The organism is Mangrovactinospora gilvigrisea (assembly GCF_001879105.1).
In the GTDB taxonomy this organism is placed as follows: domain Bacteria; phylum Actinomycetota; class Actinomycetes; order Streptomycetales; family Streptomycetaceae; genus Mangrovactinospora; species Mangrovactinospora gilvigrisea.
The window spans coordinates 59,632-73,205 of the sequence record NZ_MLCF01000007.1; the positions used below are offsets into that span (position 1 = coordinate 59,632).

The 13,574-nt window shown below is 73.2% G+C and carries 13 protein-coding genes; 1 reads left to right on the forward strand and 12 read right to left on the reverse strand.

From position 1 onward, the window contains the following. Position 1 precedes the first annotated feature (1 nt). The 12 genes from secD to pgsA all read right to left on the reverse strand — a co-directional run bounded on the left by secD (position 2) and on the right by pgsA (position 11,055). Positions 2-1,843, reverse strand: a complete 1,842-nt coding sequence (secD, locus tag BIV57_RS02550) for a protein translocase subunit SecD (protein ID WP_071654948.1) — start codon at positions 1,841-1,843, stop codon at positions 2-4. A 126-nt stretch (positions 1,844-1,969) separates the two neighbouring features. Next, positions 1,970-2,491, reverse strand: a complete 522-nt coding sequence (yajC, locus tag BIV57_RS02555) for a preprotein translocase subunit YajC (RefSeq protein WP_071654949.1) — start codon at positions 2,489-2,491, stop codon at positions 1,970-1,972. A gap of 190 nt (positions 2,492-2,681) precedes the next feature. After that, positions 2,682-3,689, reverse strand: coding sequence for a Holliday junction branch migration DNA helicase RuvB (ruvB, locus tag BIV57_RS02560; protein WP_071654950.1), 1,008 nt, complete (start codon positions 3,687-3,689; stop codon positions 2,682-2,684). Then, positions 3,686-4,315, reverse strand: a complete 630-nt coding sequence (gene ruvA, locus BIV57_RS02565) for a Holliday junction branch migration protein RuvA (protein ID WP_071654951.1) — start codon at positions 4,313-4,315, stop codon at positions 3,686-3,688. Before ruvA ends, ruvB begins: the two co-directional genes overlap by 4 nt. Next, on the reverse strand, positions 4,315-4,890 hold the full coding sequence (gene ruvC / locus BIV57_RS02570) for a crossover junction endodeoxyribonuclease RuvC (RefSeq protein WP_071654952.1): 576 nt from the start codon (positions 4,888-4,890) through the stop codon (positions 4,315-4,317). Before ruvC ends, ruvA begins: the two co-directional genes overlap by 1 nt. Positions 4,891-5,013: 123 nt before the next feature. Beyond that, positions 5,014-5,766: a YebC/PmpR family DNA-binding transcriptional regulator gene (locus BIV57_RS02575; protein WP_071654953.1), complete on the reverse strand. Its 753-nt coding sequence runs from the start codon at positions 5,764-5,766 to the stop codon at positions 5,014-5,016. A gap of 135 nt (positions 5,767-5,901) precedes the next feature. Beyond that, positions 5,902-6,543 carry a pyridoxal 5'-phosphate synthase glutaminase subunit PdxT gene (gene pdxT, locus BIV57_RS02580; protein ID WP_071654966.1) on the reverse strand — a complete coding sequence of 214 codons (642 nt, stop codon included), beginning with the start codon at positions 6,541-6,543 and terminating at the stop codon, positions 5,902-5,904. Between the two features lie 8 nt (positions 6,544-6,551). Then, the gene (pdxS, locus tag BIV57_RS02585) at positions 6,552-7,475 is read right to left on the reverse strand and encodes a pyridoxal 5'-phosphate synthase lyase subunit PdxS (protein ID WP_071654954.1); all 924 of its coding nucleotides are present in this window, start codon (positions 7,473-7,475) and stop codon (positions 6,552-6,554) included. A gap of 89 nt (positions 7,476-7,564) precedes the next feature. Then, entirely contained in the window at positions 7,565-8,059 is a 495-nt protein-coding gene (locus BIV57_RS02590) for a LemA family protein (protein WP_071654967.1), read from the reverse strand. Between the two features lie 112 nt (positions 8,060-8,171). Beyond that, positions 8,172-9,422, reverse strand: coding sequence for a glycosyltransferase family 4 protein (locus tag BIV57_RS02595; RefSeq protein ID WP_071654955.1), 1,251 nt, complete (start codon positions 9,420-9,422; stop codon positions 8,172-8,174). Next, on the reverse strand, positions 9,419-10,360 hold the full coding sequence (locus BIV57_RS02600; protein WP_071654956.1) for a phosphatidylinositol mannoside acyltransferase: 942 nt from the start codon (positions 10,358-10,360) through the stop codon (positions 9,419-9,421). The genes BIV57_RS02595 and BIV57_RS02600 overlap by 4 nt, the downstream gene beginning before the upstream one ends. Next, positions 10,357-11,055 (reverse strand): phosphatidylinositol phosphate synthase, encoded by a 699-nt coding sequence (gene pgsA, locus BIV57_RS02605; protein ID WP_071654957.1) that lies wholly within the window; start codon positions 11,053-11,055, stop codon positions 10,357-10,359. The genes BIV57_RS02600 and pgsA overlap by 4 nt, the downstream gene beginning before the upstream one ends. A gap of 489 nt (positions 11,056-11,544) precedes the next feature. On the opposite strand from pgsA, the gene BIV57_RS02610 reads away from it, so the two are divergent. Continuing rightward, the coding region (locus BIV57_RS02610; RefSeq protein WP_071654958.1) for an elongation factor G-like protein EF-G2 at positions 11,545-13,574 on the forward strand (2,030 nt) is incomplete at its 3' end.

Here is a 13,574-nt window from a genome sequence, read left to right on the forward strand (position 1 = left end):
GTCAGGCCTCCTTCACATCGGAGCGGGAGCTGCCCGAGCCGGAGCCGGATGCCCGTGCGGCGCGGCGCTGCGCGGCGAGCCGGCCCTGGATCCCTCCGGGCCGGTGCGCGCCGAGGTTCTTCGGATCCAGGCCGGACCACTTGTGGCCGTTGGCGAAGAACTTCCGCTTGGCCAGGATCGTCATCAGCGGCTTGGTGAAGAGGAAGACCACGGCCACGTCGAGGAGCGTGGTGAGGCCGAGGGTGAAGGCGAAGCCCTGCACCTTGCCGACGGCGGTGATGAAGAGCACCGCGGCGGCGAGGAAGGTGACGAAGTCGGACACCAGGATGGTGCGCCGCGCCTTCGGCCAGGCCTTCTCCACCGCCGGCCGCAGCGAGCGGCCCTCGCGCAGTTCGTCGCGGATCCGCTCGAAGTAGACGATGAACGAGTCCGCGGTGATGCCGACGGCGACGATCGCGCCGCACACCGCCGGCAGGTTGAGCGCGAAGCCCATCGCCGGGCCGAGCAGCGTCATGATCGAGTAGGTGAGGACCACCGAGGTCAGCAGGCTCGCGATGGAGACCAGGCCGAGGCCGCGGTAGTAGGCGAGGGTGTAGACCACGATCAGGCCGACGCCGACCGCGCCGGCGATGAGGCCGGCCGTCAGCTGGTCGCCGCCGAGCGTCGGGGAGACCTGGGTGATGTCGCTCTGGTCGAACGTCAGCGGCAGCGCGCCGTACTTGAGGACGTTGGCCAGGTCGGAGGCCGACTTCTGGGTAAAGCTGCCGGTGATCTGCGCCTGCCCGCCGGTGATCGCGTTGGAGACGGACGGGGCCGAGGTGACCTGGCCGTCCAGCACGATGGCGAACTGGTTCTGCGGCTGCTGCTGCTTGGCCAGCGCGCCGGTGACCTTGGCGAACTGGTTGGCGCCGTGCGAGTTGAAGCTCAGGTCGACCTGCCAGCCGCCCACCTGGGTGGTGCCCTGCGGCAGGCCCGCCTGCGCCGACTTGATGTCGGTGCCGGAGATCGCCACCGGGCCCAGGGCGTACTTGTAGCCGTCCTGGCCGCAGGCGACGATGTTGTCGGTGGTCTTGCCCTGGCCGGCGGTGGCCGCGGCCTTCTTGGTGCACACCAGGGAGTCGAACTTCTTGGTGAGCGCGGCCGGAACGGTGCCGACCGTCTGGCCGGTGGCCGGCGCGCTCGCCGAAGTGCTCGGCGCGGCCGTGGCCTTGGCGCTGGAGGAGGCGGTGGCCTTCGAGGAGGCGGTGGCCTTGGCGGTCGGCGTGGCGGACGAGCCGGCGGCCAGCGCCTTGGAGAGCGCCTTGCCGGAGTTGCCCTTGCCGGACTTGCCGGTGGCGCTCGCGGACGCCTTGGGGGTCGCCGTGTCCTTGGAGCCCGCCTTGGCGGAGGAGGACGGGGAGGCCTTGGGCGAGGGCGAGGTGGTGGAGCCGGGGGTGGTCGCCGACGATCCCGGGGCGAACGCGATCACGGGCCGGAAGTAGAGCCGGGCGGTCTTGCCGACCTGCTCGGCCGCGGCCGTCGCGTCCTTGCCCTTGGGGATGTTGATGACGAGGTTCTTGCTGCCCTCCTGGCTGACCTCGGCCTCGGAGACGCCGAACGCGTTGACGCGCTGCTCGATGATGCTCTTGGCGGTCTTCATGTTGTCCGCGTTGACCGCACCGCCCTCGCTCGATCGGGCGGTCAGCGTGATGCTGGTGCCGCCGGCGAGGTCAATGCCCAGCCGGGGCGACTTGTGCCCGGTGCCGAACATCGTCGCCACGAGTGCGACGGCGACGACCAGCACGAAGGCCAGCGGGCGCCAGGGCTTGGCCGCCTGCTTTGCGCCCCTTCTCGGTGATGCCACCTTCTCGATTCTCCCTGTCCGACCGTGGTCGACGTGCGCCGGTCCGCACGGCGCGGACGGCGGTCACGCAGTATTCCGGAGACGCCCCCGGAACGGAAAACCGAAGCCGGGGGCGTGTGTCGGAAGCTACTTGCTGTCGCCGTCCTTGCGCAGGTCGGCCTTGGGAGCGGCGTCGGAGTGCTCGTCCTCCGGCTCGTGCTCCTCGTCGGCCTCGTCCTCGTGGTCGGAGTCCTTGGTCATGTCGACCTTGTCGGACTCCTCGTCGCCCTCGACCTCGGCGCGGGGCTCGTCCTCGTTCTCGTCCTCGTAGTTGTACTCGTCGAGGGAGGAGGCGTCGTCCGGCACGTCGTCGGTGGTGAAGCCCTCGGGGAGGCCGGCCGCACCCTCGGTGATGCGCGCGTACTCCTCGTCGTCGAGGACGGTGGCGATGGCGGTCTTGGCGTAGGTGGCGTGGATGCCGGGGGCGACCTCGAGCAGCACGGCGTCGTCGCCGACCCCCTTGACGGTGGCGTACATGCCGCCGATGGTGCGGACCCCCGATCCCTCTTGCATCTGGTTCCGCATGTCGACGGCGGCCTGCTGCCTCTTCTTCTGCGAGCGCGTCATGAAGACCATGACGACCACGATCAGGAGGAGCGGGAGGAGCATAGTAGTCACGGCGAGAAGGTCCTTTGTATCGGCCTGGGGGGCCGCTTCATAGGGGTCTTTGGAGGGGTGTCCGCGGACACTGTATGTGAGCGCCCACGGCTGGAACAACGCCCAGCATGGCACTTCCGTTCCGATTTCCGTAGGCCATCGGCACCGCCGGGACCGTGTCCCGGAGGCTCCCGCGGACGCCTCAGCGGCGGTTGAGGCCCAGGTGCGCCCAGGCTGCGGGGGTGGCCACCCGGCCGCGCGGGGTGCGGGCCAGGAGGCCGGCGCGAACCAGGAACGGTTCGGCCACTTCCTCCACCGTCTCACGCTCCTCACCCACGGCGACAGCGAGTGTGGACAACCCCACTGGGCCGCCGTCGAAGAGCTTCAGCAGGGCGTGCAGGACCGCCCGGTCAAGCCGGTCAAGGCCTCCGGCGTCCACCTCGAAGACCTCCAGCGCCCGCGCGGCGACCTCGCGTGTGACGAATCCGTCGGCCCGCACCTGGGCGAAGTCCCGCACCCGGCGCAGCAGCCGGTTGGCGATGCGCGGGGTGCCCCGGGAGCGGCCGGCGATCTCGGCGGCGCCGGCCGGCTCGATCTCCACGCCGAGCAGCCCGGCCGAGCGGTGCAGCACCCGCTCCAGCTCGGCGGGCTCGTAGAAGTCGAGGTGGCCGGTGAAGCCGAAGCGGTCGCGCAGCGGCGGGGGCAGCAGCCCGGCCCGGGTGGTGGCGCCGACCAGGGTGAAGGGCGGCAGCTCCAGGGGGATGGCGGTGGCGCCGGGGCCCTTGCCGACCACGACGTCGACCCGGAAGTCCTCCATCGCCATGTAGAGCATCTCCTCCGCCGGACGGGACATCCGGTGGATCTCGTCCAGGAAGAGCACCTCGCCCTCGGTGAGGGAGGAGAGGATCGCGGCCAGGTCGCCGGCGTGCTGGATGGCCGGGCCGGAGGTGATCCGGATGGGGGCGCCCATCTCCGCCGCGATGATCATCGAGAGGGTGGTCTTGCCCAGCCCGGGGCCGCCGGAGAGCAGCACATGGTCGGCGGAGGCGCCGCGCTGCCGGGCCGCGGAGAGCACCAGCGTCAGCTGCTCGCGCACCCGCTCCTGGCCGACGAACTCGTCCAGCGCGCGGGGCCGCAGCGCCGCCTCGACGGCGGTGTCCTCGCTGTCGGCGCCGGAGTCGACGAGCCGGGTGTCGTCCTGCTCGGTCATCGGCCGCCGCCCTTGCGGGAGTTGAGCGACTGCAGCGCGGACTTCAGCAGCGCCGGCACGGCCGCGTCCCCGCCGCCGGCCTCGGCCTGCGGGGCGACGCCCTCCACGGCGTCGTCCGCCTCGCGGGGCTGGTAGCCCAGGCCGACCAGGGCGGCGTGCAGCTGCTCGCGCCAGGGCGGCGGGCCGGAGGAGACCGCGGTGGCGCCGAGCTCGGGCGCGGAACCGGGCGCGCCGAGCCGGTCCTTCAGCTCCAGCAGCAGCTTCTGGGCGCCCTTCTTGCCGATGCCGGGCACCGCGGTGAGCGCCTTCTCGTCGCCGGTGGCGAAGGCGCGGCGCAGCGCGTCGGGCTGGTGGACGGCGAGCATGGCGCGGGCCACCCGCGGGCCGACGCCGCTGGCGGTCTGGAGGAGTTCGAAGACCTGCCGCTCGTCGTCGGTGGCGAAGCCGTAGAGGGTGAGGGAGTCCTCGCGGACGACCAGGGAGGTGGCCAGCCGCGCGGGCTCGCCCATCCGCAGCCCGGCGAGGGTGCCGGGGGTGCACAGCACCTGGATGCCCAGACCGCCGACCTCGACGACGGCGGCGTCGGGGGTGAGCGCGGCGACGGGGCCGTTGACGGAGGCGATCATCAGCGGGGGCTCTCCTTGCGGGCGGGGCGCGCGGTGCCGCGGTAGGCGGGGCGCTTGGTCGATCGGGCCGCGGCGTGCGCGGCGGCGAGGCGGTTGGTGGCGGTGCCGCGCCACAGGTGGCAGATGGCGAGGCCGAGGGCGTCGGCCGCGTCGGCCGGCCGGGGCGGCGCGTCGAGCCGCAGCAGCCGGGTGACCATGGCGGTGACCTGCGCCTTGTCGGCGCGGCCGCTGCCGGTGACGGCGGCCTTCATCTCACTGGGGGTGTGCAGCGCGACGGGCAGCCCGCGGCGGGCGGCGCACAGCACGGCGACCGCGGAGGCCTGCGCGGTGCCCATCACGGTGCTGACGTTGTGCTGGCTGAAGACGCGCTCGACGCAGACCGCGTCGGGCCGGTGGGTGTCGAGCCACTCCTCGATGCCGCGCTCGACGGCGACCAGCCGGGCGCCCAACTCGGCGTCGGCGGAGGTGCGGATGACGCCGACCCCGTGCATCCGCAGCGGCCCGGCGCCGAGGCCGCCCTCGACGACCCCGACCCCGCACCGGGTCAGCCCTGGATCCACCCCGAGTACGCGCATGCGGACGACCCTAACCGGTCGGTGCGACAAAGGCCCCTGACGGCTCGCCAGCACAGCGCCCCGGCATCCCGCTCGGCCTTCGGGGGCCGGACGGGGTGCCGGGGCGTCGGCGGAACCGGGCCGTCAGGCGTCGATCTTCTCCATGATCTCGTCGGAGACGTCGAAGTTGGCCCAGACGTTCTGCACGTCGTCCGAGTCCTCCAGCGCGTCGACGAGACGGAAGATCTTCCGCGCGCCGTCCTCGTCCAGCTCGACCTGCACGCTGGGCATGAAGTTGGCGTCCGCCGAGTCGTAGTCGATCCCCGCGTCCTGCAGCGCCGTGCGCACCGCCACCAGGTCGGCCGCCTCGGAGACCACCTCGAAGGCGTCGTCCAGGTCGTTGACCTCCTCGGCACCCGCGTCGAGCACCGCGGTGAGCACGTCGTCCTCGGAGAGCCCGTTCTTGGGGACGATCACGACGCCCTTGCGCGCGAACATGTAGGACACCGAGCCCGGGTCGGCCATCGAGCCGCCGTTGCGGGTCATCGCGACGCGGACCTCGGAGGCGGCCCGGTTGCGGTTGTCGGTGAGGCACTCGATCAGCACGGCGACGCCGTTGGGGCCGTAGCCCTCGTACATGATCGACTGGTAGTCGGCGCCGCCCGCCTCCGCACCGGAGCCGCGCTTGACGGCGCGGTCGATGTTGTCGTTGGGCACCGAGCTCTTCTTCGCCTTCTGGATGGCGTCGTAGAGCGTCGGGTTGCCTTCCGGGTCACCGCCACCGGTGCGCGCCGCCACCTCAACATTCTTGATGAGCTTGGCGAAGAGCTTGCCGCGCTTGGCGTCGATCACGGCCTTCTTGTGCTTTGTGGTCGCCCACTTGGAGTGGCCGGACATCGCCCTTTTCTCTCCTTCAGTCGTCGTTGTCGGTGCAGCGGTGGTGGAAAACCCGGATCGCAGCCCGATGGAAAAAGCCGATGGTTTCGAACGAACCGCGCGGCCCGCCGTCCCCGTCGGGCCGGGCCGCGCCGCTCAGCGTAGTGCCTCGGCCACCAGCCGGACGAAACCGGCGTGCACCCGGTTGTCGCCGGTCAACTCCGGATGGAAGGAGGTGGCCAGCAGATTGCCCTGCCGCACCGCCACGATCCGCCCCTCCGCCGGGCCGGACTCGACGCGGGCCAGCACCTGCACCCCGCCGCCCACCGACTCCACCCAGGGCGCCCGGATGAACACGCCGTGCAGCGGCGGCGCGTCCGCGTCCAGCCCCTCCAGGCCCTCGAAGCGCACCGGCGCCTCGAAGGACTCGTTCTGCCGGCCGAAGGCGTTGCGGCGCACGATCATGTCGATGCCGCCGACCGTCTCCTGGTCCGACGGCGCGTCGAGGATCTTGTCCGCCAGCATGATCATGCCCGCGCAGGAGCCGTACGCCGGCATGCCCTCGGCCACCCGCCGCCGCAGCGGCTCCAGCACGCCGAACGCGGCGGCCAGCTTGTACATGGTGGTCGACTCGCCGCCGGGCAGCACCAGTCCGTCGATCTCCGCCAGCTCCTCGGCGCGCCGCACCGGGCGGGCCGCGGCGGCGCCGGCCTCGGCCAGCGCCACCAGGTGCTCGCGGACGTCGCCCTGCAGGGCCAGCACCCCGATCACGGGGCCGCCGTCGCGCGTGGTGCCCATCGCGCCGGTCACCAGCCGCGGTTGGCGTACCGCTGCTCCTCGGGCAGGGTGTCGCAGTTGATGCCGACCATGGCCTCGCCCAGGCCGCGGGAGACATCCGCGACGACCTTGGGGTCGTCGTGGAAGGTGGTCGCCTTGACGATCGCGGCGGCGCGCTTGGCCGGGTCGCCCGACTTGAAGATGCCGGAGCCGACGAAGACGCCCTCGGCGCCGAGCTGCATCATCATCGCGGCGTCGGCCGGGGTGGCGATGCCGCCGGCGGTGAAGAGCACCACGGGCAGCTTGCCCTTCTCGGCGACCTCCTTCACCAGCTCGTAGGGGGCGCGCAGCTCCTTGGCGGCGACGAACAGCTCGGTCTCGTCCAGCGTCGTCAGACGGCGGATGTCGGAGCGGATCTGCCGCATGTGGCGGGTCGCCTCGACGACGTTGCCGGTGCCGGCCTCGCCCTTGGAGCGGATCATCGCCGCGCCCTCGGCGATGCGGCGCAGCGCCTCGCCCAGGTTGGTGGCACCGCAGACGAAGGGGGTGGTGAAGGCCCACTTGTCGGTGTGGTGGGTCTCGTCGGCCGGGGTGAGGACCTCGGACTCGTCGATGTAGTCGACGCCGAGCGCCTGGAGCACCTGGGCCTCGACGAAGTGGCCGATGCGGGACTTGGCCATCACGGGGATGGAGACGGCCTCGATGATGCCGTCGATCATGTCCGGGTCGGACATCCGGGCCACGCCGCCGTCCTTGCGGATGTCGGCGGGGACGCGCTCGAGCGCCATCACGGCGACGGCTCCGGCGTCCTCGGCGATCTTCGCCTGCTCGGGCGTGACCACATCCATGATCACGCCGCCCTTGAGCTGCTCCGCCATGCCGCGCTTGACGCGCGCGGTCCCGGTGGCGGGGGCGCTGCCGGCGGACGGGCTGGCGTTGGTGGTGTCAGACACGGCGGACCTCACTTGGGGGCTGCGAAACACAGAGACTGGTGCTCGTCACATCGTATGTCGTGAGGTCCGCACCACCGAAAGCGCCCCTTTCAGCGGCGGAACGCCTCCGGCACGTCGTCGTCCGTCTCGAACGTCATGGGGAAGGGCGCGTGCCCCGCCAGCCGCAGCCACCGCACCACCCGGTGGCGCCGCACCACCCGCGCCGCGCCCACCGCGTCATTGTGGAAGCGCCGCGCCATCGGCACCCGCCGGGCCGCCGCGCCCAGCTCCTCCAGCGCGTCCGCGCCGCCGGGCGCGCGCCGCACCGCGTCCAGCTGGCCGGGCTCGCCGAGGACGGCGCGCAGCGCCTGGGACAGCTCGCTCTCGGCGACCTCCCGCGACTCGTCGTCGGCCTGCCGGGCGGCGTGCGCGGCCTGGTAGAGCAGCATCGACGAGGCCGGGTCGAGCACCCCCGAGGTGGCCAGCTCCTGCGCCACCGAGACCCGCCGCAGCAGCTGCGCGTCGAGCGCGGCGCGGGCGGCGTCGATCCGGGCGTGCAGGCGGTCCAGCCGCCCCGCGGTCCAGCTGAGGTAGACGCCCAGCATCACCAGCACGACCGCGACCCACAGCACAACGCTCACGCTGCGTCAGATTAGCGGTTCCCGGCCTGTTCCCGCGGCCCCCCGGGCGGGGTGCCGGGGCGGAGCGGCGGCGGGCTCACTTCCGCGGCACCGGCCGCGCCTCGCGGCCCAGCCCGAAGAGGCCGCGGCGCGCCGTCACCCCGTCGCCCGAAGCCGCCCGCACACCGCCCACGCCCGCGCGCACCGTCTCGTACACCGCCAGGATGTCCGCCCCCACCCGCGACCAGTCGAACTGCTGCACCTGCTCCGCCCCCCGGCGCCGCAGCTCCGCCAGCCGCGCCGGGTCCCCCAGCAGCCGCACCGCCGCCTCCCCGAGCGCGACGTGGTCCTCCACCGGGAACAGCTCCCCCGCCGCCCCGTCCCCCAGCACCTGACGGAACGCGTCCAGGCCAGCGGCGAGCACCGGCGCCCCCGCCGACATCGCCTCCACCAGGATGATCCCGAAGCTCTCGCCGCCGGTGTTGGGCGCCACGTACAAATCGACGCTGCGCAAAAGCCGCGCCTTGTCCGCGTCCGTCACCTGCCCCAGGAACTCCACCTGCGCCCGCACCTCGGCCGGCAGCCCGGAGGCCGCCTCCTTGGCGTCCCCGCGGCCGGCCACCAGCAGCCGTGCGCCGGGGCGCCGGCGCAGGATCTCCGGGAAGGCGCGCAGCAGCGTCGGCAGGCCCTTGCGCGGCTCGTCCAGCCGGCCGAGGAAGGCGAGCGTGCCGGGGCCCGTCCCGTCCGACGCCCCGCCGCGCCACTCCTCTCGCACCTCCGCGGCCGCGAAGTAGCCGACGTCCACCCCGTTCGGGATGACCACCGCGTCCCCGCCCAGGTGCTCCACCAGCGTCCGGCGCGCGTACTCGCTCACCGCGATCCGCGCGCTGATCTTCTCCAACTGCGGCTGCAGCAGCGGGTAGGCGGCGAGCATCGCCCGCGACCGCGGGTTGGAGGTGTGGAACGTCGCCACCAGCGGGCCGACCGCGGCGTGGCAGGCCAGCAGCGACAGCCCGGGCGCCACCGGCTCGTGGACGTGCAGCACGTCGAAGGTGTTCTCGTGCAGCCAGCGCCGCACCCGGGAGGCCGACAGGAAGCCGAAGTTGAGGCGGGCCACCGAGCCGTTGTACGGGACGGGCACGGCCCGCCCGGCCGGCACCACGTAGGGCGGCAGCAGCGCCTCGGCGTCGTCCGGGTCGGCGGGGGCGAGCACCGACACCTCGTGGCCGCGGGCGATCAGGTGCTGGGCCAGGTCGCGGATGTGCAGCTGGACGCCGCCGGGCACGTCCCAGGAGTAGGGGCAGACCAGGCCGACGCGGAGCCGGCCGTCCGGGGCGCCGCCGGTCACGGCGCCCCGTCCGGCCGCCGGTCGGCCAGGTCGGCGAGCCACAGCCGCTGCAGCATGTGCCAGTCCTGGGGGTGCGCGGCGATCTCGTTCTGGAAGACGTCGGCGAGGGACTGCGTCAACTGGGCGGTCCGCTCGGCCCGGTTGCCGTGCGCGGGGTGCGGCAGCGGGGCGTGGACGTTGGCGCGCATCCGCACCGGGCCCTCGTAGTCGAGCGTCACCGGCACCAGCGCGGCGCCGGTGAGCAGGGCGAGCGCGGCGGGGCCGGCCGGCATCCGGGCGGTCTCGCCGAAGAAGTCGACGCGCACGCCGCTCTCCGACAGGTCGCGGTCGGCGACCAGGCACACCAGCCCGCCGGCGCGCAGCCGGCGGGCGAGGACGCCGAACGTCTCCCGCGCGCCGCCGTCCAGCGGCAGCACCTCCATGCCCAGGCCGGAGCGGTAGGCGACGAACCGGTCGTAGAGGGTCTCGGGCCTGAGGCGCTCCATCACCGTGGTGAACGGGTAGCCGCGGTAGGCGATGTAGGCGCCGGCCAGGTCCCAGTTGCCCATGTGCGGCAGGGCCAGGATGCAGCCCAGGCCGGCCTTCATGGCGTCGTCGATGTGGTGCACCTGCGGGGCGCGCACGATGCGGTTGACGTCCCCGGCGGTGAGCGCGGGCAGCCGGAAGGACTCCACCCAGTAGCGCATGTAGGAGCGCATCCCGGCGCGGGAGAGGGTGCGCATCCGCTCCGGGCCCAGGCCGGGGCAGACCCGGGCGAGGTTCCGCTCCAGCTGGAGCACGCCGCGGCCGCGGCGCTGCCAGGCGGCGTCGGCGAGGGTGCGGCCCAGGCGGCGGGCGGCGGGCGCGGGCATCTTCCTGACGAGGGACCAGCCGGCCCCGTACGCGGCGTCGGCCGCGCGCAGCCGGAGGGCGGCGGTGTCCGGCCGCGCTGCGCTCACGCCTTCTCCTCAACCCTGCCCGGGGCGTCGTTGCCCTCGTCGGTGCCGTTCGCCTTCGCTGCCTCCGCGTCGGCCTCGGCGGCCTCGCGCCGGACCGCGGCCATCCGCTGCCACACGGTGATAGCGCTGCCGACCGCGACGATCCACAGGCCGATCGGCCTCAACCACTCGATATAGGGGACACCGAACTGGTGGAGGCCGCTGAAGCCGACCAGCACGAGGCTGACCACCAGGCGCTCGCCGCGCTCGACGAGGCCGTTGACCTCGCACTTCAGCCCGAGGCTCTGGGCGCGGGCCTTGATGTAGGAGACGACCTGGCCGGAGGCGAGGCAGAAGAGCGCCACCGCGCACAGCAGGTTGTCGTCGCCCTTGCCCGCGTACCACATGGCGAGGCCGCCGAAGACCGCGGCGTCGGCGAAGCGGTCGAGGGTGGAGTCGAGGAAGGCGCCCCACTTGCTCGAACGGCCCGACTGACGGGCCATGTTGCCGTCGATCAGGTCGGAGAAGATGAAGAGCGTGATGGTGACGGTGCCCCAGAAGAACTCGCCGCGCGGGTAGAAGACCAGTGCGCCGGCCATCACGCCGGCGGTGCCGACCAGGGTGACGGCGTCCGGGCTCACCCCGATCCGCAGCAGAAACGCGGCGAGCGGTTTGAAGACGCGCGTGAAGAACGCACGCGCGAATTTGTTCAGCATGGCCGTCCCGATAGTCCGTCGTTGCGGGCGGCGCCCTTCGCTGGCACGGCCGCCGTCGGCCCATCGTAGCCAGCCCGGCCTCCCGTGCCGCTCACCGCACCACCCGGGCGCGTACCCGCGCGGCGAGCGCGCCGGGGCGCGGGGCGGCGACGCCGGTGTGTACAGGGGATGGACCTGACGCTACGTCGCTGGACTCCACTCCCCCGGGGAGCGACCCCCCGTACCCCCGCGCAACCCCGCGGCCATGCCCCGGCCGTCCACGCGCCGCAGCCGCGGCGAGCGCGCCGGGGCGCGGGGCGGCGACGCCGGTGTGCACAGGGGATGGACCTGACGCTACGTCGCTGGGAAGCTCGAAGGACCCCCGAACCGCGGGCGCCGCGCCGGGAAGGGCGCCTGCCGCGCCCGTCTCCCCCGGTGAGGACGCGCCTGCGCGGCACCCGTGCTTCGTCGGCCCATCTCATTCGCAGGTCCACGGTGAGGAGTAGGCGAATGGCCGAGAGGACGAACGGGAACTTCGGAGCCGCCGGAAGGGCACCCGGGGCCGACCGCCCCGCGTCGGTGCGGAACGTGGTGCTGGTCGGCCAGCACGGATCGGGCAAGACGACGCTGGTGGAGACGCTCGCCCTGGCCACCGGGGCGATCACCCGGGCGGGCCGCTGCGAGGACGGCACCACCGTCTCCGACTTCGACGAGATCGAGCACCGCCGCCATCGCTCGGTGCAGCTGTCCGTGGTGCCGGTCGAGCACGACGGCATCAAGATCAACCTGATCGACACTCCCGGCTACGCCGACTTCGTCGGCGAACTGAGGGCGGGTCTCCGGGCGGCGGACGCCGCCCTTTTCGTCGTCTCGGCCGCCGACGGCATCAGCGGCGCCACCCGCAGCATCTGGGACGAGTGCGCCGCGGTCGGCATGCCCCGGGCCATCGTCGTCACCCGCCTGGAGGCGGCCCGCGCCGAGTTCGACGAGATGATCGAGGACTGCGCGCAGCGCCTCGGCGGCGACGCCGCCGACGCCGTCCTCCCCCTCTACCTCCCCCTCTACGGCGCCGACGCCGGCGGCCCCGAGGGCCACCACACCGTCGACGGCCTCATCGGCCTGCTCACCCGCCGGGTCTTCGACTGCTCCAGCGGCACCCAGCAGATCCGCGAGCCGGACGAGGCCCAGGCCGCGCTGATCGAGGAGGCCCGCAACCGCCTCATCGAGGGGATCATCGAGGGCAGCGAGGACGAGTCCCTGATGGACCGCTACCTCGGCGGCGAGGCCATCGACCCCAAGACGCTCATCGAGGACATGAAGAAGGCCGTCGCCGGCGGCATCTTCCACCCGGTGATGGCCGCCGCGCCCGCCGCGGAGGGCGCCAAGCACGGCGTCGGCGCGCTGGAGCTGCTGGAGCTGATCGTCGAGGGCTTCCCGCCGCCGTCCGACCGCGCCGTCCCCGAGGTGACCGACCCCGACGGCTCTTCCCCGCGGCGCCTGGCGTGCGACCCGGCCGGGCCGCTGGTCGCCGAGGTGATCCGCACCGCCACCGACCCCTATGTGGGCCGGATCAGCCTGATGCGGGTCTTCTCCGGCACCCTCACCCCGGACCTGACGGTCCATGTCTGCGGCCACGGCATGACCGAGCGCGGCCACAAGGACCACGACGCGGACGAGCGGATCGGCTCGCTCGCCATCCCCTTCGGCAAGCAGCAGCTGCCGCTGGAGAAGGTGGTGGCCGGCGACATCTGCACGGTCGCCAAGCTGACCAGCACCGAGACCGGCGACACCGTCTCCGCCAAGGAGCAGCCGCTGCTGATGGCGCCCTGGACGATGCCCGACCCGCTGCTGCCGGTGGCCGTCCGCGCGCACAGCAAGGCCGACGAGGACAAGCTCGCGCAGGGCCTCGCCCGGCTGGTCGCGGAGGACCCGACGCTGCGGCTGGAGCAGAACCCGGAGACGCACCAGCTGGTGCTGTGGTGCATGGGCGAGGCCCATGTGGAGGTGCTGATGGAGCGTCTGGCCTCGCGCTACGGCGTGGAGGTGGACGCGGTGCCCTACCGGGTGGCGCTGCGCGAGACGTTCTCCACCGCGGCGCAGGGCCGCGGCCGGCACGTCAAGCAGTCCGGCGGGCACGGGCAGTACGCGATCTGCGAGATCAATGTGGAGCCGCTGCCGAACGGCTCGGGGATCGAGTTCGTCGACAAGGTGGTCGGCGGGGCGGTGCCGCGGCAGTTCATCCCGTCCGTGGAGAAGGGCGTGCGGGCGCAGTGCGAGCGCGGCGTGGCGACGGGCTGCCCGGTGGTGGACGTGCGGGTGACGCTCTTCGACGGCAAGGCGCACTCGGTGGACTCCTCGGACGCGGCCTTCCAGATGGCGGGCGCGCTGGCGCTGAAGGCGGCGGCGGAGCAGGCCCGGATCGACCTGCTGGAGCCGGTGGCGGAGGTGCGGGTGCTGGTCTCGGACGAGTACGTGGGGCCGGTGATGACGGATCTGGCGGGGCGCCGGGGGCGGGTGCTGGGGACCGAGCCGGTGGGGGT